The organism is Rhizobium pisi (assembly GCF_003938655.1).
Taxonomy (GTDB): Bacteria; Pseudomonadota; Alphaproteobacteria; order Rhizobiales; family Rhizobiaceae; genus Rhizobium; species Rhizobium pisi.
This window is the reverse complement of the sequence record NZ_RJJT01000013.1, coordinates 35,595-61,228: the sequence shown is the minus strand read 5'-3', so window position 1 is coordinate 61,228 and position 25,634 is coordinate 35,595. Positions and strand designations below refer to the sequence as shown.

The 25,634-nt window shown below is 61.7% G+C and carries 28 protein-coding genes; 19 read left to right on the top strand and 9 right to left on the bottom strand.

The window, feature by feature from the left end:
• Positions 1-5 precede the first annotated feature (5 nt).
• The 6 genes from EFD55_RS19300 to deoA all read left to right on the top strand — a co-directional run bounded on the left by EFD55_RS19300 (position 6) and on the right by deoA (position 5,480).
• Positions 6-1,109, top strand: coding sequence for an ABC transporter permease (locus EFD55_RS19300; RefSeq protein WP_125846646.1), 1,104 nt, complete (start codon positions 6-8; stop codon positions 1,107-1,109).
• Between the two features lie 10 nt (positions 1,110-1,119).
• Positions 1,120-2,091, top strand: coding sequence for an ABC transporter permease (locus EFD55_RS19295; RefSeq protein WP_125846645.1), 972 nt, complete (start codon positions 1,120-1,122; stop codon positions 2,089-2,091).
• Positions 2,092-2,093: 2 nt separating this feature from the next.
• Complete coding sequence (locus tag EFD55_RS19290; RefSeq protein ID WP_003589240.1) at positions 2,094-2,483, top strand: cytidine deaminase; 390 nt, start codon at positions 2,094-2,096, stop codon at positions 2,481-2,483.
• Complete coding sequence (locus tag EFD55_RS19285) at positions 2,480-3,280, top strand: purine-nucleoside phosphorylase (RefSeq protein WP_125846644.1); 801 nt, start codon at positions 2,480-2,482, stop codon at positions 3,278-3,280. Before EFD55_RS19290 ends, EFD55_RS19285 begins: the two co-directional genes overlap by 4 nt.
• Before the next feature lie 114 nt (positions 3,281-3,394).
• Positions 3,395-4,171 carry a deoxyribose-phosphate aldolase gene (gene deoC, locus EFD55_RS19280; protein ID WP_125846643.1) on the top strand — a complete coding sequence of 259 codons (777 nt, stop codon included), beginning with the start codon at positions 3,395-3,397 and terminating at the stop codon, positions 4,169-4,171.
• Position 4,172: 1 nt separating this feature from the next.
• Positions 4,173-5,480, top strand: coding sequence for a thymidine phosphorylase (gene deoA / locus EFD55_RS19275; protein ID WP_125846642.1), 1,308 nt, complete (start codon positions 4,173-4,175; stop codon positions 5,478-5,480).
• Positions 5,481-5,486: 6 nt separating this feature from the next.
• On the opposite strand, the gene EFD55_RS19270 is transcribed toward deoA, so the two are convergent.
• The 7 genes from EFD55_RS19270 to EFD55_RS19240 form a co-directional block, all read right to left on the bottom strand.
• Positions 5,487-6,056, bottom strand: coding sequence for a TIGR02281 family clan AA aspartic protease (locus tag EFD55_RS19270; protein WP_125846641.1), 570 nt, complete (start codon positions 6,054-6,056; stop codon positions 5,487-5,489).
• 124 nt (positions 6,057-6,180) lie between these two features.
• Positions 6,181-6,810, bottom strand: a complete 630-nt coding sequence (gene upp, locus EFD55_RS19265) for a uracil phosphoribosyltransferase (RefSeq protein ID WP_125846771.1) — start codon at positions 6,808-6,810, stop codon at positions 6,181-6,183.
• Between the two features lie 103 nt (positions 6,811-6,913).
• Positions 6,914-7,882 (bottom strand): adenosine deaminase, encoded by a 969-nt coding sequence (locus EFD55_RS19260; protein WP_125846640.1) that lies wholly within the window; start codon positions 7,880-7,882, stop codon positions 6,914-6,916.
• Positions 7,879-9,099 (bottom strand): phosphopentomutase, encoded by a 1,221-nt coding sequence (locus EFD55_RS19255; RefSeq protein ID WP_125846639.1) that lies wholly within the window; start codon positions 9,097-9,099, stop codon positions 7,879-7,881. Before EFD55_RS19255 ends, EFD55_RS19260 begins: the two co-directional genes overlap by 4 nt.
• A gap of 111 nt (positions 9,100-9,210) precedes the next feature.
• Positions 9,211-9,792: a TadE/TadG family type IV pilus assembly protein gene (locus EFD55_RS19250; protein WP_125846638.1), complete on the bottom strand. Its 582-nt coding sequence runs from the start codon at positions 9,790-9,792 to the stop codon at positions 9,211-9,213.
• Positions 9,792-10,427, bottom strand: coding sequence for a TadE/TadG family type IV pilus assembly protein (locus EFD55_RS19245; protein WP_125846637.1), 636 nt, complete (start codon positions 10,425-10,427; stop codon positions 9,792-9,794). Before EFD55_RS19245 ends, EFD55_RS19250 begins: the two co-directional genes overlap by 1 nt.
• A 116-nt stretch (positions 10,428-10,543) precedes the next feature.
• Entirely contained in the window at positions 10,544-10,951 is a 408-nt protein-coding gene (locus EFD55_RS19240) for a pilus assembly protein N-terminal domain-containing protein (protein WP_125846636.1), read from the bottom strand.
• Between the two features lie 392 nt (positions 10,952-11,343).
• On the opposite strand from EFD55_RS19240, the gene EFD55_RS19235 reads away from it, so the two are divergent.
• The 10 genes from EFD55_RS19235 (at position 11,344) to EFD55_RS19190 (ending at position 20,910) form a co-directional block, all read left to right on the top strand.
• On the top strand, positions 11,344-11,532 hold the full coding sequence (locus tag EFD55_RS19235) for a Flp family type IVb pilin (RefSeq protein ID WP_008525217.1): 189 nt from the start codon (positions 11,344-11,346) through the stop codon (positions 11,530-11,532).
• Between the two features lie 114 nt (positions 11,533-11,646).
• Positions 11,647-12,159 carry an A24 family peptidase gene (locus EFD55_RS19230; RefSeq protein ID WP_125846635.1) on the top strand — a complete coding sequence of 171 codons (513 nt, stop codon included), beginning with the start codon at positions 11,647-11,649 and terminating at the stop codon, positions 12,157-12,159.
• 110 nt (positions 12,160-12,269) lie between these two features.
• Positions 12,270-13,085 (top strand): Flp pilus assembly protein CpaB, encoded by an 816-nt coding sequence (cpaB, locus tag EFD55_RS19225; protein ID WP_125846634.1) that lies wholly within the window; start codon positions 12,270-12,272, stop codon positions 13,083-13,085.
• Positions 13,086-13,097: 12 nt separating this feature from the next.
• The gene (locus tag EFD55_RS19220) at positions 13,098-14,597 is read left to right on the top strand and encodes a type II and III secretion system protein family protein (protein WP_125846633.1); all 1,500 of its coding nucleotides are present in this window, start codon (positions 13,098-13,100) and stop codon (positions 14,595-14,597) included.
• Positions 14,594-15,355, top strand: a complete 762-nt coding sequence (locus tag EFD55_RS19215; RefSeq protein ID WP_125846632.1) for a CpaD family pilus assembly protein — start codon at positions 14,594-14,596, stop codon at positions 15,353-15,355. The genes EFD55_RS19220 and EFD55_RS19215 overlap by 4 nt, the downstream gene beginning before the upstream one ends.
• A gap of 14 nt (positions 15,356-15,369) precedes the next feature.
• Positions 15,370-16,647: a CpaE/TadZ family protein gene (locus EFD55_RS19210; RefSeq protein WP_125846631.1), complete on the top strand. Its 1,278-nt coding sequence runs from the start codon at positions 15,370-15,372 to the stop codon at positions 16,645-16,647.
• An 89-nt stretch (positions 16,648-16,736) separates the two neighbouring features.
• Positions 16,737-18,212, top strand: coding sequence for a TadA family conjugal transfer-associated ATPase (locus tag EFD55_RS19205; protein WP_125846630.1), 1,476 nt, complete (start codon positions 16,737-16,739; stop codon positions 18,210-18,212).
• Positions 18,213-18,217: 5 nt separating this feature from the next.
• Positions 18,218-19,225, top strand: coding sequence for a type II secretion system F family protein (locus EFD55_RS19200; protein ID WP_125846629.1), 1,008 nt, complete (start codon positions 18,218-18,220; stop codon positions 19,223-19,225).
• Positions 19,226-19,240: 15 nt separating this feature from the next.
• Positions 19,241-20,221 carry a type II secretion system F family protein gene (locus EFD55_RS19195; RefSeq protein ID WP_125846628.1) on the top strand — a complete coding sequence of 327 codons (981 nt, stop codon included), beginning with the start codon at positions 19,241-19,243 and terminating at the stop codon, positions 20,219-20,221.
• Positions 20,222-20,277: 56 nt separating this feature from the next.
• Positions 20,278-20,910, top strand: a complete 633-nt coding sequence (locus EFD55_RS19190; RefSeq protein WP_125846627.1) for a LysE family translocator — start codon at positions 20,278-20,280, stop codon at positions 20,908-20,910.
• A gap of 45 nt (positions 20,911-20,955) precedes the next feature.
• Here the strand turns inward: EFD55_RS19190 and EFD55_RS19185 are convergent, their stop codons facing one another.
• The gene (locus EFD55_RS19185; protein WP_125846626.1) at positions 20,956-21,792 is read right to left on the bottom strand and encodes a tetratricopeptide repeat protein; all 837 of its coding nucleotides are present in this window, start codon (positions 21,790-21,792) and stop codon (positions 20,956-20,958) included.
• A gap of 143 nt (positions 21,793-21,935) precedes the next feature.
• On the opposite strand from EFD55_RS19185, the gene EFD55_RS19180 reads away from it, so the two are divergent.
• From EFD55_RS19180 to EFD55_RS19170, 3 genes are all read left to right on the top strand, one after another.
• Complete coding sequence (locus EFD55_RS19180) at positions 21,936-23,327, top strand: leucyl aminopeptidase family protein (RefSeq protein ID WP_125846625.1); 1,392 nt, start codon at positions 21,936-21,938, stop codon at positions 23,325-23,327.
• A 202-nt stretch (positions 23,328-23,529) separates the two neighbouring features.
• The gene (locus EFD55_RS19175; protein ID WP_125846624.1) at positions 23,530-23,880 is read left to right on the top strand and encodes a MarR family transcriptional regulator; all 351 of its coding nucleotides are present in this window, start codon (positions 23,530-23,532) and stop codon (positions 23,878-23,880) included.
• Positions 23,881-23,891: 11 nt separating this feature from the next.
• Complete coding sequence (locus EFD55_RS19170; protein ID WP_125846623.1) at positions 23,892-24,749, top strand: C40 family peptidase; 858 nt, start codon at positions 23,892-23,894, stop codon at positions 24,747-24,749.
• An 18-nt stretch (positions 24,750-24,767) separates the two neighbouring features.
• On the opposite strand, the gene EFD55_RS19165 is transcribed toward EFD55_RS19170, so the two are convergent.
• Positions 24,768-25,631: an ABC transporter permease gene (locus tag EFD55_RS19165; RefSeq protein ID WP_125846622.1), complete on the bottom strand. Its 864-nt coding sequence runs from the start codon at positions 25,629-25,631 to the stop codon at positions 24,768-24,770.
• Positions 25,632-25,634: the final 3 nt, after the last annotated feature.

Below are 25,634 nucleotides of genomic sequence, written 5' to 3'. Positions count from 1 at the left end.
CCTTTATGAGCACTGCTTCCGTTCCGCTACCAAACTGGATCAACTACGGCCTGATCCCGCTTTTGAACCTCATCGTCGCCTTCCTGATATCAGGCTTCGTCGTCTGGCTGATCGGCGAAAGCCCGCTTGCCGCTCTCTCGCTGCTGATCGAGGGCGCCTTCGGCAGCGGCGAGGGCATAGGCTTCACGCTTTACTATGCAACGAGTTTCATCTTCACCGGTCTGTCCGTGGCCGTTGCCATCCATGCCGGCCTCTTCAACATCGGCTCGGAAGGCCAGGCCTATGTTGGCGGCCTCGGCTGCGCGCTCGTTGCGCTGGCGCTCGACAATTACATGCCCTGGTATGTCACGATGCCGATCGCCGTCATAGGTGCTGGTATCTTTGGCGCAGCCTGGGCCTTCATTCCGGCTTTCCTGCAGGCCAAGCGCGGCAGCCACATCGTCATCACAACGATCATGTTCAACTACATCGCAGCCGCCCTCATGGTCTATCTGCTGGTGCACGTGCTGATCGTGCCGGGCAAGATGGCGCCCGAAACCCGCACCTTCCTAGAGGGCGGTCAGCTTCCGAAGCTTGGCTGGATCATGACGGCATTCGGAGCCAAGCTGGGTGCAGCACCCTTCAACGTCTCCTTCATCATCGCCCTTCTTGCCGCCTGGTTTGTCTGGATCCTCATCTGGCGCACCAAGCTCGGCTTCGAGATGCGCACTCTGGGGGTAAGCTCGACGGCTGCGGCCTATGCCGGCATTCCCTATGCGCGCATTGTCATCATCGCCATGCTGCTTTCCGGGGCGCTCGCCGGCATGATGGCGCTGAACCCCGTCATGGGCTCGTCCGCCCGCCTACAGGTGGAGTTCGTCGGTGGCGCCGGCTTCGTCGGTATCGCCGTATCGCTGATGGGCCGCAATCATCCGCTCGGTATCATCTTCGCGGCAATCCTTTTCGGCGTTCTCTATCAGGGCGGCGACTGGATCTCCTTCGAAATGCCTAATATCACCCGCGAAATGATCCTCGTCATCCAGGGCTTGGTGATCCTGTTCGCCGGTGCGCTGGAATATATGTTCCGGCCGGCGATGGTGCACCTCTATCAACAGTTCGTGCGAGCGTGAGGAGCGGACGATGGATTATTATGAAATCTTCATCAGCGTCCTGAGCTCGACCATCCGACTGTCGATCCCGCTGATCTTTACCGCCCTTGCCGGTCTGTTTTCGGAACGCGCCGGCATCTTCGATATCGGTCTCGAGGGCAAGATGCTGGGCTCGGCTTTCGCCGCCGCCTGTGTCGCCTATCTCACCGATTCGGCCTGGCTGGGGCTCTGCGCCGGCGTCGCCTGCTCGGTGGCGCTCAGCCTCGTCCACGGCTTTGCCTCGATCACCAACCGCGGCAATCAGATCGTGTCGGGTGTGGCGATCAACTTCTTCATCGCCGGCATCACCATCGTGCTCGGCCAGGCCTGGTTCGGCCAGGGCGGACGTACGCCGCAGCTGCCGCCGGATGCGCGTTTCGCGCCGATCATCCTGCCGGGTGCCGATGCCATCCATGATGTGCCGATCATCGGCCCGCTTTATGCCGGCGTCATATCGGGCAACAATATCCTCACCTATCTCGCTTTCCTTGCCGTGCCCTTCTCCTGGTGGGTGCTCTACCGCACCCGCTTCGGCCTCAGACTTCGCGCCGTCGGCGAAAACCCAGGCGCGGTCGATACGGCAGGCATCTCGGTCGCCTGGCTGCGCTATCGCGCCGTCATGTGCGCCGGCATCCTCTGCGGCTTTGCCGGCACCTATCTCGCGATCGCCCAATCCGCCGCCTTCATCAAGGACATGTCTGCCGGCAAGGGCTATATCGCGCTCGCCGCTCTTGTCTTTGCCAAGTGGAAGCCGGTGCCTGTGATGTTCGCCTGCCTGCTCTTCGGCTTCCTCGATGCGCTGGCGAACTTCATGCAGGGCAAGTCGGTGCCGCTGATCGGCGAGGTTCCGGTGCAGGTCTTCCAGGCGCTGCCCTATATCCTCACCTGTGTCCTGCTTGCCGGCTTCATCGGCGTCGCCATCCCGCCGAAGGCCGGCGGCGTGCCCTATACGAAGGAGCGTTGACCATGTCCCATGATCTGTTCGAAGCCGCCCGCGGCGCGATGGCCTTCGCCCATGCGCCCTATTCGAAATTCCCGGTTGGCGCGGCAATCCGCGCCGAGGACGGCAAGGTCTATACTGGCGCCAACATCGAGAACCTCTCCTTTCCGCAAGGGTGGTGCGCCGAGCCGACGGCGATCAGCGCCATGATCATGGGCGGGGCCAAGAAGATCGTTGAAATGGCTGTCATCGCCGAGAAACTGCCGCTCTGCCCGCCCTGCGGCGGCTGCCGCCAGAAGATCTCCGAATTCGCATCCAAGGACACGAAGATCTACCTCTGCGACGAGGCGGGCGTGCAGAAGACCATGACGATGGAAGAGCTTCTTCCCTTCAGCTTCGAGACGGAACTCGGATGAAGGCGACGGTCAGCCTGCTCGCCGCATTGCTCGGCGGCATCAAGCCACGCCACGGCATCGTCCTCGGCTCCGGTCTCGGCTCGCTGGTCGGAGAGTTGGAGGGCGCCGTCCGCGTCCCTTACAAGGATCTGCAGGGCTTTCCCGTCAGCGCCGTCTCCGGCCATGCCGGCGAGGTGGTCGCCGGCCGTCTCGGCGGCGTGCCTGTGGTGATGCTCTCCGGCCGGGTGCATTATTACGAGAAGGGCGATGCCAGCGCCATGCGCCTGCCGATTGAGGTCTTGAAGGCGCTCGGCGTCGAGGCGCTGATCCTGACCAATTCCGCGGGATCGCTGCGCGATGACATGCCGCCCGGTTCGGTGATGCAGGTCACCGATCATATCAACTATTCCGGCATGAACCCGCTGATCGGCGAGGAAAGCGATCATCGCTTCGTCGGCATGACCAATGCCTATGATGTCGGCCTCGCCGCGGCGATGCAGAGGGCGGCGGCAAAGCTCAAGATCGAGCTGGCGCAAGGCGTCTACATGTGGTTCTCCGGTCCGAGCTTCGAAACGCCGGCCGAAATCCGCATGGCGCGCATCCTTGGCGCCGATGCCGTCGGCATGTCGACGGTGCCCGAGGTCATCATTGCAAGAATGCTGGGTCTGAGGGTTGCGGCCGCTTCCGTTATCACCAACTATGGGGCAGGCATGACCGGCAATGAGCTCAGCCATGAGGAAACTAAGGACATGGCGCCCATCGGCGGCGCCCGTCTCGCCGCCATATTGAAAGACATGATTGCGGCTAGAACAGGATGATTTTAGGCCGGGTCGGCCTAAAATCTGAATCCTGTTCTCAATTATATAGTTAGAGCATGATGTCATGAGAAAACCGCTCACACTTTTCGGCATCATGCTCTAGAGGAAATGAAGATGAATAGCCATTCCATCCGGGAAACGGCGGCCGTTGCCCTTTCCCTTCTCGATCTTACCAATTTGAAGGACGATTGCACCGAGGCGCAGATCGATGTGCTCTGCGCCCGTGCGCAGACGCCCTACGGCAACAGTGCCGCGATCTGCATTTGGCCGCGCTTCGTCGCCTATGCCCGCAATATCCTCGGCACCGGCCATGCCGTACGCATCGCGACCGTCGTCAACTTCCCCTCCGGCGATATGGAGGTGGCCGATGTCGCCGCCGAAACGCGCGAGGCGATCGCCGATGGCGCCGACGAGATCGATCTGGTCATCCCCTATCGCAAGCTGCTTGCCGGTGATGAGAAGTCTGTGAACGACATGGTCAAGGCGGTGCGCGCCGAATGCACCGGTCCCATCCTTCTGAAGGTTATCATCGAAAGCGGTGAGCTGAAGGATGTGGCAGTGATCCGCCGTGCTTCCGAACTTGCCATCGAAGCCGGCGCGGATTTCATCAAGACCTCCACCGGCAAGGTCGCTGTCAACGCGACGCTCGAAGCTGCAGACATCATGATCCGCGCGATCCGCGAGAGCGGCCGCAGGGTCGGCTTCAAACCGGCCGGCGGCATCGGCTCGGTGGGCGATGCCGCCCTTTATCTGAGCCTTGCCGAAACCATCATGACGCCGGACTGGGCGATGCCCTCGACCTTCCGCTTCGGCGCCTCCGGCCTGCTTGACGATATCCTGGCGGTTCTGAGCGGAGCGCAGCCGGCACCTGCTGCGGCATCGAGCTATTGAAATGATCCCTCAGGAGATCATCCGGCGCAAACGCGACGGCGAGGAGCTCGCCGCCGCCGATATCGCTTCCTTCATCGAGGCGCTCGCTGCCGGTCGACTGTCAGAAGGCCAGATCGGGGCATTCGCCATGGCCGTCTGGTTCAAAGGCATGTCGCGGGCCGAAACCGTCGCCTTGACGCTGGCGATGGCCGACTCCGGCGACAGGCTGGAATGGGCCGATATCGATCGCCCGATCGCAGACAAACATTCGACCGGCGGTGTCGGTGACAATGTCTCCTTGATGCTGGCACCGATCGCCGCCGCCTGCGGCCTCGCCGTTCCGATGATATCGGGGCGCGGCCTCGGCCATACCGGCGGTACGCTGGATAAGCTCGAATCCATTCCAGGCTATACGATCACCCCGGATGCGGCCCTCTTCCGCAAGGTGGTGAAGGAGGCGGGATGCGCCATCATCGGTCAGACCGGAGCCCTGGCCCCAGCCGACGGCAGGCTCTATGCCGTGCGCGATGTGACCGCCACCGTCGATTCCATTCCTCTCATCACTGCCTCCATCCTTTCGAAGAAACTTGCGGCGGGGCTTCAGACGCTGGTGCTCGACGTCAAGGTCGGCAATGGCGCCTTCATGCCTGATCGCGACCAGGCAGAGATCCTGGCGCGTTCGCTGGTCGAGGTAGCCAATGGCGCAGGCGTGAAGACTTCCGCGCTGATCACCGACATGAACGAGCCACTCGCCGACAGCGCCGGCAATGCCGTCGAGATGCGCAATTGTCTGGATTTCCTGGCGGGCAGGAAAAAGGATACGCGGCTCGATACCGTCGTTCTTGCCTTCGCCGCCGAGATGTTGGTGAAATCGGGCGTTGCCGCTTCGTCTGACGAAGGCGAGAGGATGGCGCGCCAAGTCCTGTCATCAGGAAAGGCGGCCGAAGTCTTCGCACGCATGGTGTCTATGCTCGGCGGTCCTTCCGACCTCATCGAAAACCCCGATCGATATCTTGCCAAAGCGCCTGTGGAAAAACCGGTCCCGGCCGCCCGGTCCGGCTGGCTTGCCGCCTGCGATGCGCGCGGCATCGGTGTCGGCGTCATCGATCTCGGCGGCGGAAGACGCCATCCCGCCGACCGCATCGACCACCGCGTCGGCTTCTCGGAACTCCTGCCGCTCGGCTCCCGCGTCAATGCAGGCGATCCGATCGCCCTCGTTCATGCCGCCGATGAGGCCGCGGCGGAGCGGGCGGCGGCCGCACTTGCTGCGCATTATCGCATCGCTGACGAGAAGCCGCAGTTGGCACCCGTCATTGCCGGCCTTGTCTGAGCCCGATTACTGCTTGAGGCTGAGCGAGCCATCGGCGACGGAATAGGAGGCGAGCTTCTGCAGGAAGCTCATACCAACAAGCGTCGTCGTCAGTGCTTCATCCTTGAGGACGAAGGCTTCGACATCCCGCACGCGGATGCCGCCGATTTCCACCCGGTCGAGCATCACATGCGCGGCCTTCGTCTGACCGTTCGCGGTATTCACCCCGTAGCGGAAATCGAGCTGGTTGGCCGTGTAGCCGAGCCGGCGGGCGAGCGTCTCGTTGAGCGCGACATAGGTGGCGCCGGTATCGATCAGGCCCTGCACCGGCTTGCCGTTGATCTTGAAGCTGCCGGTGTAGTGGCCCTGGGCGTCCGCCTGCAGGCGGATCGTATTGCTGCCATAGACGGGTGCGGCCGCCGCGGGCTTGTCGCTGTCGGTCGAGACGTAGTTGGCGGAGAGAGCGTCAGCAGGCTGCGGGCTGGCGCCTCCGAGGAATGAAGGCACCTGTGTGGCCAGCACCGCGGCGATGCTGGCGAATATGACGGTACGCACGAGCATGAAACAGAAATCCTTCCTGTATAAACCCCGCTTCATGCAGGGCCTCATGCTCAAGCTTGCTAAGCCGCAAGTGCTGACAAGTTGCTAATAGCGGCAGAGAAAGGGCCCGGATCGAACTTCCGGGCCTTCAAGTCTTTCGATTTGGTAAAGAAAGCTGAAATTATTTGGTGCCGTACATGCGGTCGCCGGCATCGCCGAGGCCGGGCATGATGTAGCCCTTCTCGTTGAGATGGCTGTCGATCGCCGCGGTGAAGACGGGGACATCGGGATGCGCCGCACGGAAATTGCGGATGCCTTCCGGAGCGGCAAGCAGGCAGAGGAAGCGGATATTGTGGGCGCCTCGCTCCTTGAGCTTGTCGATTGCCGCAATCGAGGAGTTGCCGGTTGCAAGCATCGGATCGACGACGATGATCAGGCGCTCGGCCACATCCTCCGGCGCCTTGAAGTAATATTCGACCGGCTGCAACGTTTCGTGGTCGCGGTAGACGCCGATATGCGAGACGCGGGCTGATGGTACGAGATCAAGCATGCCTTCGAGCAGCCCGTTGCCGGCGCGCAGAATCGAAGCGAAGACCAGCTTCTTGCCTTCCAGGATCGGCGACTCCATGGTCTGCAGCGGCGTCTCGATCGTTGACATCGTCAGCTCGAGATCGCGGGTCACCTCGTAGCAAAGGAGCGTGGAGATTTCGCGCAGCAGGCGCCGGAAACTTCCCGTCGATGTCTCCTTGCGCCGCATGATGGTGAGCTTGTGTTGTACAAGCGGATGATCGATGACCGTGACGCCGTCCATGGGGAAGCCTTTCATTCTTTCTATCGAATGTTTCTTTCACGGAAATCGGCCCGACCGCAAGAGTGACGGCAAATTTGCGCCGATCATCCCCAGCCTCTCGCCTTTAAATCAAGGCGAGCAGGGCCTTCCGTGTCTTATCATCGACGAAGGCCGCCTCGACAGCGGTGCGCGTCATGGCGTCGATCTCCGCGTCGCCGAAGCCGAAAGTCCCGGCGGCAAGTTCGTATTCCCGCTTGAGCGAGGTGTGGAAGAACGGCGGATCGTCCGAGCTGATCGTCACGCGAACGCCGGCCTCTTTCAGCCGGCGCAGCGGATGGGAAGCGAAATCGGGAAAGACCCCAAGCGCGATATTGGAGCCCGGGCAGACTTCGAGCACGGTGCCGAGATCGGCAAGCCGCTTTACCAGATCGAGATCCTCGATGGCGCGCACGCCATGACCGACGCGCGAAGGACGCACCGCATCAAGTGCATCGGCGACGCTGAAGGCGCCGCAGACCTCGCCGGCATGGATGGTGATCCCCAGGCCGGCATCGCGGGCGATATCGAAGGCGCGGGCGTAATCGGCCACGCGACCCATGCGCTCCTCGCCGGCAAGGTTGAAGCCGGTGATTAGAGGATTGCCGGCCTTTGCTGCATATTCGGCAGCGCCAATCACACTTTCCGGGCCGAAATGCCGTTCGCCGGTGACGATCAGCCGGGCCTCGATGCCGCTCTTTTCTTTAGCGCGCCGGATGCCTTCGCAGACACCTGATATATAGGCGTCGGCGCCGAGACCGATGCGCTTGCCGTGATCGGGTGAGACGATGAGCTCGCTGTAGATCGTATTTATGCCGGCGAGTTCATCGAGATAGGTTTCGGTCAGAAGCGCATAGTCCTCCTCGGTCTTGTAGACCTCGGAAACCTTGTCGTAACATTCGAGGAAGCTTGCGAAATCATGCCAGACATAGGCGCGGTCGCGAAGCTGAGCACTGATGTCGATGCCGTATTTGCGCGCCTGTGCCTCGGTCAGCGCAGGCGGCGCCGCACCTTCCAGATGGCAATGCAGTTCGACCTTCTTCAGATGCGATGTCACAGAAAACTCCTTCCGTGCGGCCCGGCCGGAATGCCGAGATGCCGCGCAATGCTCTCGCCGATATCGGCATAGCTGCGGCGTACGCCGATCGAACGCGACCGGATGCCGGGGCCATAGGCGATGACGGGAACGCGTTCGCGCGTATGGTCCGTGCCGCGCCAGGTCGGATCGCAGCCATGGTCGGCGGTGAGCACGACGAGGTCGCCGGGCTTAAGCTTCTTGTGGACTTCGGGCAGGCGTGCATCGAAGGCTTCGAGTGCTGCGGCATAACCCGGCACGTCTCGGCGATGGCCAAAAGACATATCGAAGTCGACGAAATTGGTGAAGACGAGATCGCCGTCCTCGGCCTCGTCGATGGCTGAAAGCGACGCATCCATCAGTGCGTCGTTGCCGTTCGCCTTGATGACCCTGGAAATGCCCTGATGCGCGAAGATATCGCCGATCTTTCCCACGGCATGCACACGCCGGCCATGTTCGACGAGCCGGTCGAGCAGGGTCGGCTCCGGCGGCAGCACGGAGAAGTCGCGGCGGTTTCCGGTGCGCTGGAAGGTAGAGGCGGACTGACCGATGAAGGGCCGGGCGATGACACGGCCGATATTGTAGGAATCGAGCAATCTCCGGGCGATCTGGCAGAAGGCGAGCAGACGGTCGAGGCCGAAATGCAGCTCATGCGCCGCGACCTGGAAGACCGAATCCGAAGAGGTGTAGCAGATCGGCATGCCGGTGCGGATATGCTCCTCGCCGAGCCGGGCGATGATCTCCGTTCCCGATGCATGGCAGTTTCCGAGAATGCCGGGTACGCCGGCCTCCTTGCACAATGCGTCAATGAATTCCGCAGGAAAGGCGTCGCCCTCTATCGGGAAATAACCCCAATCGAAACTGACAGGTGTTCCCGCAATCTCCCAATGGCCCGACGGCGTATCCTTGCCGCGGGAGATTTCGGTGGCGGTGCCGTAAATGCCGTAGATTTTTTCCGGGACAGGCATGCCGGCCGGAAACTGGCCGGAGGCGGACCGCGCGATCTGCATCAGCCCGAGTTCCGACATGTTCGGCAGGGAAAGCGGCCCACTGCGCAATCCGGCGCGGTCTCCGGCCCCGGCCGCGCAGAATTCGGCGATATGGCCGAGCGTATCGGCGCCTTCGTCTCCATAGGCGGCAGCATCCGGCGCGCCGCCAACGCCGAAGGAATCCAGAACGAAAAGAAAGGCACGTGCCATTTTACACCCGAAACAGTCGATCGCCGGCCCCGGTAACATCGAAGGCGGCACGGCCTCAGGCATATAATGCTGCGGCCGGCTTGGCAAATTCGAGGAGAAGTGGAAGGAGCCTCAGCAGTCGCCGCAGGGGATCGAGTCCCCTTGCCGTTGGCGGTAAAAATAACTGCGGCTGATGGTGATCGTGCGCATGCCGTCCGGCATGAAGTTCGGCGCGAACATGAACATCGCATAGGGAATGCTGAGTTCGGTGCGCACAAGGAAGCTGTTTGCCGTCTTCATATCAGCCGGCACGTTGTTCACGGCGGTGTTCTTGGCGTAAGGCGCCGTCCCGTCCTGCGCCCATGACCAGAGCACTTTCGCATTGGCGCCGGCGTCGACGGTGATCCCGGTGATCTTCAGCGTCACCGACGTCGAGTTGTAGGGCACGAAGATTGAGGTTGCGACCGAAGGCATCTGTGCAAGCACAGTCTTGGTGACGGATTGCTGCTGAGTGACGATGTCTGCAATTGACCCTGCGGCGCGCGTTACGCGCTTGCTGACGCTGAGGCCGATCGTGATCTCGAAAGCGCCGATATAGAGCATGATGAGCACGGGAAAGAGGATCGCGAATTCAATCGCTCCGGCACCCTTGCGCTCTCGCGCCAGCCGCCGTGCTGTCAATGCCAGCCTTGTGAACGGGTTGCGCAACGTCATTATGGATACTGCTCGTTCTGGAAGGCAGTGGTCGCGACGATCAGATATTGCGTCGGCATCGAGCTGCCGGAGGGCCGTATCGTCGTGATGTAAGGCCGGATCAGATCGGTGATGATTTCCCAGCGGTAGTAGGCGCGCAGCATGTTGATGGTGCCGGCGCCGCCCGGCGTATATTTGAAGGCCGCCGTGTTGAGATCAGCATATCGGTCGGTGGAAACCTTGGGGATCGTCGTCGGAATCGCCGAGAACGTAGCGAACGTCTGCACATCGAGGTAGAGCTTGCTCGGTGTGGTGACTTCGGTTGCCGAGCAACTGATCAGGATCGAGATCTCGTCGCAGAAGGCCTGGCGAAATTGGGCCTGGTTCATATCGGTCGTGCGGCCGAGATTGTAGGTGATCTGCCCGGTTCGCATTCGGCGGCTTATCGTATCGACGGCGTTGGAGACGAGTTCCTCGGCGGCGAAGGCGACGAAGGTTTCGAGGATTGCGAAGATCACCATGAAATAGGGGATGGCGAGCATCGCGAATTCGATCGCGGCAGCACCGTCGCGCGAGCGGGCCAGCGCGCGAAACCGTGAGAAACGGAACGACGCTAGGGAGTGCGCCTTATCCGTCTTCTGATCAATTACCGTCATTGCCTGGACCCGAGCGACATTTTCATGCCGCCACACTAGGGACCGTTCGTTGATTTTCCGTTTCAGCTTGATACGACGATTTTAACGAATGGCCGAAGAAGCTGACGCTGCGCCGATCAGGGCGAGGTGGTGGCTGTCGCCTGCTGCGCATGTTGCTCGCAGTTTGGCGTGCAGGACAGCACGGAGCGCTCGGTCTGACGGTAGACGCGCACCGTATTGCCCTCGTCGATCGATACCAGGATGCGCTCGTCGAGAATCGCATTGCCGTCGGCATCGAGAAGAACCAGATTGGTGGTGCCGAAGCTGCGTCCTGTTAGTACGATGGTCTTGGCGTCGGCGACCGTCGCATCGGCGACCTTGGCATTGCCGACGATCACCTTGCTGACGGGGCGGTCGAGTTTCAATACGCGCGCGTGATCCATGTAGACGCGCAGCATGTCATCGTCTGCGGCCGCGGAAATTCCCGAAACACCGAAAACGGCGATCATGCCGGCAAAGAAAATAGTTTTGCCGCTCGATGACATCTGGTCCTCTTTCACGATCACAGCGCAATATGCCTATAGAATGGAAAAGAATGGTGAACGAAGCCTTAAGGTCGCCGCTGTATGTTCCGCAATGGGCCGCGATGGTCCGATTTGAGACGATCGCAATCAGCAGTTGACATGAGAAGAAACAGCGTGCGTTTCATTTCTGGATACTTGTCGCGCTCACCGAGCCTTCCACTTCGGAGTATCGGTCGACATTGAGGGAAGCGGGTAAGAAAATACTTACCTTACAAGGGCCTGTTGTCCCATTCACACCTTGTTAACTCATTTCCTTAAGCCGATGGAAACGCCCATTCGGTAGGTTGCAGTCATCCGATCAACGGCAAACAGTTGGCGGACGTGCTGAACATCAACTGGAGTTAGGAGTAACCATGACCAAGCTTTTTAGCCGTTTTCTGAAGGACGAATCCGGCGCGACCGCAATCGAATACGGCCTGATCGCAGCTCTCATTTCCGTAGCGCTCATTGCTGGCGCAACGACCCTCGGCGGCAAGATCGGCGACACGTTCAACGGCCTGAGCAACAAGATGAACACCGCCGTTACCGCCAGTGGCGGCTAAGTCAGGCGTCGGCCGGATAATGCCGGCCGGATTTGCTTCGGCAGAACTATCGAGCAGGCTCACAGGCTGAACGGCCGTGAGCCTTTTCGCATCACGTTACGATCGGGTATACGCATGATCGCAGCTGCAGTCTTCGTCATACTGCCACTCTGCCTTGCCATGGCGGCCTTCTCGGATCTGTTTACCATGACGATCCCGAACCGCATTTCCTTGATCCTCATCGTCTCCTTCTTCGTTCTCGCGCCGCTCTCAGGCTTTGACCTGCAGATGGTCGGCATGCATCTTGCCGCCGGCGCCATCGTCTTCACCGCCTGCTTCGCGCTCTTTGCCCTTAATGTGATGGGCGGCGGAGACGCCAAACTGTTGAGCGCCACCGCCCTCTGGTTCGGTTTGAACGAATCCCTGCTTTTCCTCATGACCGATGTCGCCGGGATCGGCGGTCTCGTCACGCTCCTCATCCTGCTGGTGAGAGCGCAGTCGGATACCATTCTCGCGATCGGCCTGCCGGTGCCGAACTCGGTCCTGCTCGCCAAGAAGATCCCCTATGGCATCGCCATCGCGATCGGCGGCTTCATGGCCTTTCCGTCCTCGCCGCTCTTCCTCGCAGCGCTGGAAGGCCTGAAATAACGGCATTTTAATTGCCCGTTAACTTAAAATGTAAGCGTTCCATTAACCATAATTATACCAATTGCAGAGCATTCTGCAGGGCGAACATATCGTGCCCTGAGGAATGATCGATGAAACCGGCCCGCGTTATAATTCTAGGTGTCGCCGTGGTGGCGGCCGGCCTCGCCGGGCTCCTGGCGATGCGCATGGCGGGCAATCCCGGTGTCGTCACCCAGGTCCAGTCGGTCATCGAGAAGGAGCCGACCGTCAATATTCTCGTCTCGAGCGCCAACCTGCCGGTCGGCGCAAGGCTGGAGGAGAAGTCGGTGCAATGGATGCCCTGGCCGAAGGGCGGGGTCGTCCAGGGCTTCATCACTGAAGCCGACAAGCCGGATGCGATCAAGGACCTGCAGGGCGCGGTCGTGCGTCTTCCGATCTTCGAAGGCGAACCGATCCGGCCGGAGAAGGTGGCCGATTCCAACAGCCGCATTCTCTCCTCGCTGCTGCCGGCCGGCAAGCGCGCCGTCGCAACCGAGATATCGGTGGCGACAGGTGCTGGCGGCTTCATCCTGCCGAACGACCGTGTCGACGTCATCATGGTCCGCAAGGGCACCGAAGCCAACAAACTCATCACCGAAACCGTGCTGAGCAATGTCCGCGTTCTCGCCATTGACCAGCAGATCCAGGAGAAGGATGACGGCTCGAAGTCGGTGGTCGGCACGACGGCGACGCTCGAGCTCACTCCCGATCAAACCAAGGTTCTCGCCGTCGCCCAGCAAATGGCCGACCGGTTGTCGCTTGCGCTGCGCTCGGTCGCCGATGCGCAGGAGCAGGATACCAGCGCCGCGGACTATCTTCTGAGTGGCGACAACGGCAGTGCGATCATCCAGGTCATCAAGTCAGGCGCTATCGTCACGGATGCCGGCGCAACGCCGAAGGCGGAGTAAAAGGACGTGCAAATGAGCAATTCAACGCGGCGCGCCGGGCTTCTCCTGACTGGCTGCCTTTCGCTGGCAGCCGGCGCCTCTGGCATTGCGCCGGCCTCTTTCGCGCCGCTCGTCGGTGCGCGCGAGGCGCGTGCTGATTCCGACAATCTGATCCGCATCTCGCAGACCGGTCCCAATGCCCACCGCCGCCTGAAGCTCGGGCTCAACAAGGCCGTTGTCGTCGATCTGCCGGAGGATGCGCATGATATCCTCGTATCCGATCCGACCATGGCCGATGCCGTCACCCGCACCTCGCGGCGCATCTACCTGTTCGGCAAGAAGGTCGGCCAGACCAACATCTTCGTCTTCGGCGGCGATGGGCAGGAGATCGTCAATCTCGACATCGAGATCGAACGCGACGTCTCCGGCCTCGAGGTCAATCTCCGCCGCTTCATCCCCGACTCCAATATCAATGTCGAAATCGTCTCCGACAACATCGTGCTGACCGGCACCGTGCGCACCCCGCAGGATGCCACGCAGGCAGCCGATTTGGCGCAGGTCTTCCTAAAGGGCGGCGAAGCGACGACGAGAACCGAGACGGCATCCGGTAGCGGCGGCGACAGTGCAGTGGCACTCTTTGCCGAAGGCCGTCAGACCTCGCAGGTTGTCAACCTCCTGCAGATCCAGGGTGAGGACCAGGTCACCCTCAAGGTGACGATCGCCGAAGTCCGCCGCGAGGTCCTGAAGCAGCTTGGCTTCGACAATCTCATCTCCAATTCCTCCGGCATGACGGTCGCCCAGCTCGGCACTCCGAGCGCCGACAGCGCTACATCGACGGTCGGAGGCGGGCTGGCGGCGCTCTTCAAGAGCTCGATCGGCAAATACGACATATCGACCTATCTAAACGCACTGGAACAGGCCAAGGTCGTCAAGACGCTCGCCGAGCCGACGCTGACGGCGATATCGGGCCAGGCCGCGACCTTCAATTCCGGCGGTCAGCAACTCTATTCGACGACCGACAATAACGGCAACGTCACCGTCGTGCCGTTCAACTACGGTATCAACCTCGCCTTCAAGCCGGTCGTATTGTCATCGGGCCGCATCAGCCTGCAGATCAAGACCAATGTCTCCGAACCGGTGGCCGGTGCCGGCAACGCCACCTATCAGCGCCGTTCGGCGGAGACCTCGGTGGAGCTGCCCTCGGGCGGTTCGATCGCGCTGGCGGGCCTCATTCGCGATAACGTTTCCCAGACGATGGGCGGCACGCCGGGTGTTTCGAAGATCCCGCTGCTCGGTACGCTCTTCCGCCAGAAGGGTTTCGAGCGTCAGGAAACCGAGCTCGTCATCATTGCGACGCCCTATCTGGTGCGGCCGGTGGCGCGCAACCAGCTCAACCGTCCGGACGATAATTTCAGCCCCGAGAACGACGGCGCAACCTTCTTTCTCAACCGTGTCAACAAGGTCTACGGCCGCCGCGAGGCGCCGGTCGCCGACGCGCAGTTCCACGGCTCGATCGGGTTCATCTACAAATGAGCGGGGCGCGATCGGCAGCAATGGCACAAAACAGAGATCAGGCGATGGCCCATATGAATGCGACGACACTCCGTCCCGGAATCTCCAGGGCGCTTTTTGTCACGGCCGTCATTTCGGTGGCCGCCCTTGCCGGATGCGCCGGCCCGCACGACCAGCTGACAACAGGCGGCATCCCGGACGACTATCGCGCCCGCCATCCGATCATCGTGACGGAGGCGGAGCAGACGGTGGATATACCCGTCGCCTCGACCGATCGTCGCCTGACCATCGCCCAGCGCGACCTCATCCGCGGCTTTGCCGCAAACTACATCTCACGCGCGTCGGGTCCTGTTTACGTTCTTTCGCCGCAAGGATCGCCCAATTCGGCTGCCGCCTATCAGTTGCGCAATCAGGTTCGCGCCGAACTGGCGGGGAGGGGCATCGCAAGCTCGAAGATCGTCAACACGTCCTATGCAGCAGCCGGCGCCGGCGATGCGGCGCCGATCCGGCTGAGTTTTACCGGCACCACCGCGATCACCACGCAATGCGGTCAGTGGCCGAAGGATATCTCCAACGATTTGACCAACCAGAACTATTATAATTTCGGCTGCGCCTCGCAAAACAACCTTGCCGCCCAGATCGCCAATCCGGAGGATCTGGTAGCGCCGCGGGGCATGACCCCGATCGATGCGCAGCGGCGCAACAATGCGATCCAGGAATACCGGACGACGACATCGAATATCGAAGATGTCTCCGGTGGTGGCAGCGGCGGATTCTGAGGCGGAACGAGACGATGAGCGCGGTCGAATACGAAATCAACAATCCCAGCGAGCTTCGCCACGCCGAGGAGGCGGTGCGCATGGCGGATCTGGAAAACATGCGGCCGTTGCCGCGCATCTCCGTCCATGCCTTCTGCGAGAGCGAGTCTCTGCAGCGTGTCATGGAACGCTGCGCCAATGATCGGCGCGTGGCGAAGGTCAGCATGCGCGTTACCAGCGGCGGCATAGCGGCTGCCGCCAATATGTTTGCCAGCGCCCCGACGCCGAACCTCATTATCCTTGAGACCAAGGCGAATGCAGCGAACCTCCTGAATGAACTCGCGCCGCTCGCCGCCGTCTGCGATCCGACGACCAAGGTCGTCGTCGTCGGTTATTACAACGACATCGGCCTCTATCGCGAGCTCATCCGCAACGGCATTTCCGAATATATGGTTCAGCCCATCGCCATGCCCGATGTCCTTACGGCAATGGCCTCGATATTCGTCGATCCGGACGCCGAGCCGCTTGGCCGCAGCATCGCCTTCATCGGCTCGAAGGGCGGCACCGGCGCTTCGACCATCGCTCACAATTGCGCCTTCGGCATTTCCAATCTCTTCTCCACCGAGACGATTCTGGCCGATCTCGATCTGCCTTATGGAACGGCGAACATCGATTTCGACCAGGATCCGGCCCAGGGTATCGCTGAGGCGGTTTTCGCGCCCGACCGTCTCGATGAGGTTTTCCTCGATCGCCTGCTGACGAAATGCTCGGAGCATCTTTCCCTGCTCGCCGCGCCTTCGCTGCTCGATCGCGCCTATGACTTCGACGGCCAGGCCTTCCAGCCGGTGCTCGACGTCCTGCAGCGCAGCGCGCCCGTCACTGTGCTCGATGTCCCGCATGCGTGGTCGGAATGGACACGCTCGGTTCTGTCGAGCGTCGACGAGGTGGTTCTGTGTGCGGTTCCCGATCTCGCCAACCTGCGCAACGCCAAGAACATGCTCGACGCTGTGCGCAAGATGCGGCCGAACGACAAGCCGCCGCACCTCATACTTAATCAGGTCGGCATGCCGAAGCGTCCAGAGATTTCGCCGTCGGATTTCTGCGAACCGCTGGAGATCGATCCGATCGCGATCATCCCCTTCGACATCAATCTCTTCGGCAATGCCGCCAACAGCGGCCGGATGATTTCCGAAGTCGATCCGAAGTCGCCGACGGCGGAAACCTTTTCGCAGATATCGCACATTGTCACCGGCCGTGTCGCGATCAGGAAGGCGAAGAAGGGCGGCCTGCTGGGCCTCCTGAAGCGTAAGTAGACGATGAGCAATTCCAGCAAAAGTGTGCAGCGGTTTTGCGTCCGGAATTGCGTGAAAACAAAAAGATAGAGCAGATTGGATCGAGTGGCATGTTTGGAAAACGCGGAAACGAAGGTTTCGGAAAGGCCGGAGGCGCGATTGCCCCCCCGCCGCCGGCACCGGCCGCCGCCCCCGCGGCCTCTTCCCCCTCCATTCTGGTCGAACCTTCGCGCGAGCCCGCTCGCCAGCAGGTAACGCCGCCGCCAATGCACGCGCCGCAGCGCAAGCGCCCGGTCCGTACCGACGAATATTACGATACCAAGGCGCAGGTCTTTTCCGCGCTGATCGACACGATCGATCTTTCACAGCTTTCCAAGCTCGATGGCGAAAGCGCGCGCGAGGAAATCCGCGACATCGTCAACGACATCATCACCATCAAGAATTTTGCGATGTCGATCTCCGAGCAGGAAGAGCTGCTCGAGGATATCTGCAACGACGTGCTCGGCTACGGCCCGCTGGAGCCGTTGCTGGCGCGCGACGATATCGCCGACATCATGGTCAACGGCGCCGGCCAGACCTTCATCGAAGTCGGCGGCAAGACGATCGAATCCGAGATCCGTTTCCGCGACAATGCGCAGCTTCTTTCCATCTGCCAGCGCATCGTCAGCCAGGTCGGCCGCCGCGTCGACGAATCAAGCCCGATCTGCGACGCCCGCCTGCCAGACGGTTCGCGCGTCAACGTCATCGCACCGCCGCTGTCGATCGACGGGCCGGCGCTCACCATCCGAAAATTCAAGAAGGACAAGCTGACGCTCGACCAGCTCGTTCGTTTCGGCGCGATCACACCCGAGGGCGCGACCGTTCTGCAGATCGTCGGGCGCGTGCGCTGCAATGTCATCATTTCAGGCGGCACGGGCTCCGGTAAGACGACGCTTCTGAACTGCCTCACCAACTATATCGACAGGGATGAGCGCGTCATCACCTGCGAGGATACGGCCGAACTGCAGCTGCAGCAGCCGCATGTCGTGCGCTTGGAAACGCGTCCGCCGAATATCGAAGGCGAGGGCGAGATCACCATGCGCGATCTCGTCAAGAACTGCCTGCGTATGCGCCCCGAGCGCATCATCGTCGGCGAAGTGCGCGGACCTGAAGTTTTCGACCTTCTGCAGGCGATGAACACCGGTCACGACGGCTCGATGGGCACGATCCACGCCAACACGCCGCGAGAATGCCTGAGCCGTATCGAATCCATGATCGCCATGGGCGGCTTCACGCTGCCGGCCAAGACGGTGCGCGAGATCATTTCCACCTCGGTCGACGTCATCATCCAGGCAGCGCGCCTTCGCGACGGTTCGCGCCGCATCACCCAGATCACCGAGGTGATCGGCATGGAAGGCGACGTCATCATAACTCAGGACCTGATGCGCTATGAGATCGAAGGCGAGGATGCAAGCGGCCGCCTGATTGGCCGGCACATGTCGACCGGTGTCGGCAAGCCGCATTTCTGGGATCGGGCTCGTTACTTCAACGAGGAAAAGCGCCTTGCCGCCGCCCTCGACTCGATGGAAGCGAAAACGAAGGAATAGAGGTGATGTTCGGGTTCGATCCGGTAGTCCTGGCAATCGTCGTGCTCGCCGCCGTCTCGGCGGCGGCGGTCGCCTATGCCCTGATGTTTTCCCGGATGGAGGCCGACAAGAAATCGGCGAGCCGCATCAACCGCGTCAAATCGGCTGAAAGCGACCGGGTCAAGGTCAAGGCCGCGCGCGACCGGGTACAGGAGTTGTCGAAGCGCCGTAAATCGGTGCAGGACAACCTCAAGGATCTGGAAAAGCGCCAGCACGAAAAGACCAAGAAGACCCTGTCGATGAAATCCAAGCTGGTGCAGGCCGGCCTGTCGATCACGGTGGGGAAATTCTACCTCTTCAGCGCCATCTTGGCCTGCGTGCTGCTTGTCATGGCCTTCATCGTCGGGGCATCGTTGATGGTCATGATCGGCATCGCCGTTGTTGCCGGCCTCGGCCTGCCACGCTGGGTCGTCGGCTTCCTGGTCAAGCGGCGCCAGAACAAGTTCCTCAACGAACTCCCCAATGCGCTCGACGTCATCACGCGCTCGATCAAATCGGGCCTGCCGCTCAACGATGCGATCCGCCTCATCGCGACTGAGGGCACGGAGCCCGTCAAGAGCGAGTTCCGCCGCGTGATCGAGGCGCAGCAGGTGGGCCTCAGCATTCCCGACGCCTGCGCCCGCATGACGCTGAATATGCCACTGCAGGAAGTCAATTTCTTCGCCATCGTCATCGCCATCCAGTCGCAGGCCGGCGGCAATCTTTCGGAAGCGATCGGCAATCTCTCCAAGGTCCTGCGCGACCGCAGGAAGATGAAAGCCAAGGTTTCGGCGCTGTCGATGGAAGCCAAGGCGTCGGCCGTCATCATCGGCGCTCTGCCCTTCATTGTCGCGACCCTCGTCTACCTCACCTCGCCGAGTTACATGATGATTCTTTTCACCGATCCGCGCGGCCATTTCATCATGGGCGCCTCGGCGATCTGGATGTCGATCGGCATCTTCGTTATGCGCAACATGGTCAATTTTGACATTTAGCGGGAAGGAAGCACCATGTCGCAGGATCTTGCCGCAGCGCTGACCAATCCGAGCATGCTGATCGCCCTCTTCGTCGCGATCGCCGTCTTTGCCACGTTTTATACGATTGCCATCCCCTTCTTCGAGCGCGGCGATCTCAACAAGCGCATGAAGGCCGTTTCGACCGAGCGCGAGCAGATCCGCGCCCGCGAGCGCGCCCGCATGAATGCGGAACCCGGCAAGGCTTCGCTGAGGACCCAGAACAACCGTCCGGTCCGCCAGATCGTCGAGCGCTTCAACCTGCGCAAGGCGCTCGTCGACGAGAATACGGTCAACAAGCTTAGGGCTGCGGGTTTCCGCTCGGAAAATGCGCTGAATACCTTCCTTGCAGCGCGTTTCCTGCTGCCATTTCTTTTCCTAGCGCTTGCCACCTTCTGGGTCTTCGGCCTCGGGGGGCTTGCCACTCGGGGTATGCCGATGCGCGTCTTGGCGGTTATCGGTATCGGATATCTCGGTTTCTACGCGCCGAACATCTATATCTCGAACCGCATCGGCAAGCGCCAGCACTCGATCAAGCGCGCCTGGCCGGATGCGCTGGACCTGATGCTGATCTGCGTCGAATCCGGCATCTCGATCGAGGCCGCGATGCGTCGTGTGTCGGAAGAACTCGGCGAGCAGTCGCCGGCGCTCGCCGAGGAGATGGTGCTGACAACGGCTGAGCTCTCCTTCCTGCCGGATCGGCGCATGGCGCTCGAAAATCTTGCCACGCGCACCCAGCTCGAGCTGGTACGCTCGGTAACCCAGGCGCTGATCCAGGCCGATCGCTACGGCACGCCGGTCGCGCAGGCGCTGCGCGTTCTCGCCCAGGAAGGGCGTGACGAGCGCATGAACGAAGCGGAAAAGAAGGCGGCCGCCCTGCCGCCGAAACTGACGGTGCCGATGATCCTTTTCTTCCTCCCGGTGCTGATCGCCGTCATTCTCGGCCCGGCCGGCATCCAGGTGGCAGACAGGTTCTAACAGTTGTCGCCGTTTTGGAAAACGGCTAGCCTTCGATGTCAAACGAGGGTTTCCGGATGTCTTCAACGGGCATTTTCATCAGCATCATGGCAGCTCTGGTCGTTGGCGCAATGAGCCCCGGCCCAAGCTTCGTGGTCGTCTCCAGGATTGCCATCTCGCGTTCGAGGCTGGATGGTCTTGCGGCGGCAGTTGGCATGGGCGTCGGCGGCGTCGTTTTCGCCGGGCTGGCCCTTGCCGGGCTGACGGCGCTGCTGTCCGAGTTCGAATGGCTCTATGTCCTGCTCAAAGTCGCAGGCGGCGCCTATCTCGTCTATATCGCCGTCAATATCTGGAAGGGCGCCGCACAGCCGCTGGAAGTCTCCGAAGCCGTCAACGGCCATCGGGCGCCCATGCGCAGCTTCATGACGGCGTTGCTGACCCAGCTCAGCAACCCGAAGACCATCATCGTCTATGCCAGCCTCTTTGCCGCGCTGTTGCCGAGGAACGTGCCTCTTGATCTCACCGTCGCGCTGCCGCTCGGCGTCTTTGCGGTCGAGGCAGGATGGTATTCGATTGTGGCATTGGCTTTTTCGGCGCGCCATCCCAGGCGGCTCTATCTCTATGCCAAGAGCTGGATCGACCGGGCCGCGGGCGCCGTCATGGGCGGCCTTGGTCTCCGCCTCATTCTTTCGGGCCTGAGCGTTCGCTAAGGCTATTTCGCTCGAAAGCGTAAGCCTTTCGGCAGCATGGTCCCGTCAGTTGGTGTTGCTGCCATCCGCCGTTCCCGGCGTCTTGTCCTTGGCGGCGAGTTTCTGCCAGGAACTCTGCTGCGAGAGCATGCCTCTGAGATAGGCGACATTGGCATCGGCCTGTTGCGGCGAAAGCTCGCGCCGCGCGATCTGCTCGGCTTCCGGGAAGCGTCCCTGCAGGCCGACGACGAGGGCAAGGTTCTGCCTGACGCGGCTGTCGGCGGTGGGCTGGCTGGCGGCGGAGCGCAGATAAGTTTCGGCCGTGCGCAGGTCGCCGGTCAGCACGTAGGACATGCCGAGGTTGGAAAGGATGGAGGGCTCGTTCGGCTGGATGTCGAGTGCATCGCGATAGCGCTGCCTGGCATCGCTTGCCTTGCCCATCTGGTCGAGGATCGCACCTTCGGCCGAGATCAGCTTCCAGTCCGGACGGTCCGGCGTCTGGGCGCGGCCGATCGTGTCGAGCGCCTGCTGGAACTGGCCGGCCGCTGCCTGGGCCTTACCGTAGGCGGCCAGCACGTTGCGGTCGCTGGGATTGGAGATCGCCACCTGCTGCATGACGGCGAGCGCTTGCGCGTCGCGTCCGTTCATGCGCAGCAGATTGGCATAATTGACACCGTTGACGGGATCGCGCGGGTTCTTTTCATAGGCCTGGCCGAGCCGGTCCGTTGCCACCCGCAACTCGCTGGCGTCCATCTCTTCGACCGGCTTGGTGATCTTCGGCACCGAGCCCGTCGTCATCCGGTCCTTTGTCGTCGAGCAGCCGGCAAGTGCAAGCACGATCAGCGATGCCGCAGCAGCCTGTAAGATACGATTTGTGAATGTGGTGGTGAGCGAGGCCGGCATGACGCGTTCCTGGATTCCAAAATCGGCGCCTGACCTCGAACGCGGAACAGGGAAAGGTTTGACGCAATCTTCGCTCCAGCAATAGTCTGTTAACCCTAACAGACCGTTAAGGAACGATTCCTGACGAGCGCCGAAGGACAATCATGGCCCCCTATCAGTTCATTGAGAGACCGACCCCCTTCAACACGAAGGGCGGCTCGACGCTGCCGATCTTTGCCGTCACCCCCGCCCATATCGAGACCGGCACGATCGATCCGATCGCACTCGATTGGGCGCGCAAGGCGGGCTACAAGGCTGAAAGCGGATCGTTGCTGCTGATCCCGACCGCTGAAGGTCATCTCGGCGGCGCGCTTTACGGCCTCGGCAGCAATCCGTCCGAGCAGCCTTTCATCACCGGCAGGCTCGCCCGCACGCTGCCGGCCGGCGATTGGCACATCGAGACCGCGCCGCTGACGGCAAATCGCCTGGCTCTCGGTTACGGCCTCGGCAGCTATCGTTTCGACCGCTACAAGTCGGAAAAATCGCCAATGGCGACGCTGATGATCCCCCGCGATGCCGACGGCGCCGATATCAAGCGCCAGCTTGCCGGCGTCTTTCTTGCCCGCGACCTCATCAACACGCCGACAAACGACATGGGACCGGAACAGCTCGAAGCGGCTTTCCGGGGCTTGGCCCAGCATTACAAGGCGGAAGTATCGGTCATCACGGGCGACGAACTGCTGAAGCAGAACTTCCCGCTGGTCCATACGGTCGGCCGCGCCAGTGCCGATGCGCCACGCCTTCTCGAGATGCGCTGGGGCAAGAAGGGCCATCGCAAGGTGACGCTTGTCGGCAAGGGCGTCTGCTTCGATACCGGCGGTCTCGACATCAAGCCGGCCGCCTCCATGCTGCTGATGAAGAAGGACATGGGCGGCGCGGCGAATGTCATGGGTCTTGCCCTGATGATCATGGACGCCAAGCTGAAGGTCGATCTGCGAGTCGTCGTGCCCGTCGTCGAAAATGCGATCTCGTCCAATGCCTTCCGTCCCGGCGACATCTACCGCAGCCGCAAGGGCCTCACCGTCCAGATCGACAACACCGACGCCGAAGGCCGTCTGATCCTTGCCGATGCGCTCGCCTACGCCGATGAGGAGGAGCCGGAACTGCTGATCGACATGGCGACGCTGACGGGGGCTGCCCGCGTTGCGCTTGGCCCGGATCTCCCGCCCTTCTTCACCGACGACGCCGATCTGGCGCATGACCTGACCGAAGCGAGCCTGGAAACGGACGATCCGCTCTGGCGCCTGCCGCTCTATGCCGGCTACGAAAAGGACATCCGCACCAAATTTGCCGACATCACCAATGCGCCGGCGGGCGGCATGGCGGGGGCGATCACCGCGGCTCTCTTCCTCAAGCGTTTCGTCAGCAAGGCGAAGAGCTGGGCGCATTTCGACATTTACGGCTGGGCTCAGTCCGAACGGCCGCATTCGCCGGGCGGCGGCGAGGCGCAGGCAATTCGCGCGCTCTTCCACCATATCCGCGAAAGCGTCCGCTAGAACGGGATGATTTTAGGCCGAGCCGGCCTAGAATCACGTTTGTCGGCATCATGCTCCAGGTTGGCCGCCTGAATCCGCGGGTGGTTTCGCGCGATCGTTAAAATTTTATTCACCCTGCCGGGCGGCAATTGCCCGCCGCCCTTGCATGTCCAAGGCAACTGCCGGAAAATGAAACGTTAGCGTAACGATCTCCGGAGGAGCCGTGCCGATCGATTTGACCGCCTCGCAGGCGCTGGGGCTCTGGCATGGCGTGGCGCTCGATCAGGTCCGCCATGATGACCGCGATTTGACGTTGCGCCAGATGGCAATCCTGCTGCATATTTACCTGGTGCCGCCGCCACACACGGTGCGCGGGCTTGCCGCCACGCTTGGCGTCACCAAACCGGTCATCACGCGCGCCTTGGATACGATGGGCGAGATGGGCCTGGTTGATCGCGTGCGTGACGATGCCGACCGGCGCAGTGTGATCATCAAGCGTACCGTCGCCGGCGCGCTTTACCTGGAAAAGCTCGGCGATCTCGTACGGGACCAGGGCCGCCGGTTGCCGCTCTGAAAGGAATGCGAATGACGACGCTCGACCGCCGCCTGCATGCCTATAGGCCCGATCTCGCGGAAGCGGAACTCAAAGGCAGGGTCGACGCTTTGCGCTTTGTCGAAGGTGTTTCGGCGCGCGTCGCCGTTCCGGTCGTGGGATTGCGCCCCGAACCAGATCTGGCGCGCGGCATCGATACGGAGCTGCTCCTCGGCGAGGATGTGACGGTCTTCGATCGCGCCGACGGCTGGTGCTGGGTGAAGGCCGCCTCCGACGGTTATGTCGGCTACCTCCCGGCGGAAACACTGTTTGAAGGCCGGCCGGCGCCGACCCATATCGTCACCGTGCAGCGCAGCTTCGTCTATCCCGAACCGGAACTGCGCAAGCCTCATCAGGCCATCCTGTCGATGGGAAGCCGTATTCATGTCACGGGCGAAGCGGAAGCGCGCGGCAATCACTATGTCGTGCTGGAAGACGGAACGGCGCTCTTTTCCCGGCACGTCCAGCCGATCGGCGCGCTGGATGGTGCCGATTACGCCGAAATAGCCGCTCGGTTCCTGGAGACGCCCTATCTCTGGGGCGGGCGTTCCGGACTCGGCATCGATTGCTCCGGCCTCGTCCAGCTTTCAATGCTGATGACGGGCAGAAAGGCACCGCGCGATACCGACATGCAGGCGGCAGGTCTCGGCGAGCCGATTGACCGGTCAGAAATCCGCCGCGGCGATCTGGTGTTCTGGAAGGGGCATGTCGCCGTCTTCGAGGATCCGGAAACGATCCTCCACGCCAATGGCTATAGCATGACGGTAGCACGCGAGAATTTCGAGGCCGCCGTTAGGCGCATTGGCTCGCTCTATGAGCAGCCGACCGGCTATCGTCGACCGGTCATCTGATCGGCGGCCGGGAAAATATTAACGGCTTGCCTCGCGCGGATCGAGAAGATCGCGCAGTCCGTCGCCGAGCATGTTGAAACCGAAAACGGCAAGCGCGATGGCAAGGCCGGGGAGCACCGCCAGCCACGGCGCCGCTGCCAGATAGGTTTGCGCCTCGGCAAGCATGCGGCCCCAACTCGGGGCGGGTGGCGCCACGCCGAGCCCGAGGAAGCTGAGACCCGCTTCGGTGAGGATCGCGAGCCCAAGCTGGATCGCGCCATGCACGATGATCTGGCTCAGGATATTGGGCAGGACATGGCGCAGCGAAATAGCCAGGCGCGTATTGCCGATCGCACGCGCCGCCGTCACATAGTCGCGGCTCCAGGCCTGCAGTGAGGTCGCAAGCGTCACACGGGCGAAGACCGGGATCATGAAGACTGCGATCGCCGTGACCGCGGTGAACCGCCCCGGCCCGAGAAATGCGCCGAGCATCATGGCAGAGAGGATCGGCGGCAGGGCGAAGATGACGTCGCAGATGCGCATCAGCAGCGCCTCGAAAGGACCGCGGATCGCCGCGGCGGAGATGCCGGCTATCGAACCGAGCGTCCCGCCGATCGCAACCGCAGTGATCGCGATCGACAACGAATTCCAACACCCCGCCATCAGCATTGAAAGCACGTCACGGCCGAACTGATCGGTGCCGAGCAGGCCGAAGGCAAGGGGCGGCTGTAATTTGTGGATGATCTGCATTTTTGCCGGCGGCGACGGCGTCCAGACGAGCGACAGCAGCGCGACGGCAACCAGCAGGCCGATGATGACTGCGCCCGAAATCAGATTTATTCGCCGGCTCAGTTGAAAGCGTCGGCGTCGGCCGGCGATTGCTGCGGAAACGAGGGGAGCCATGCT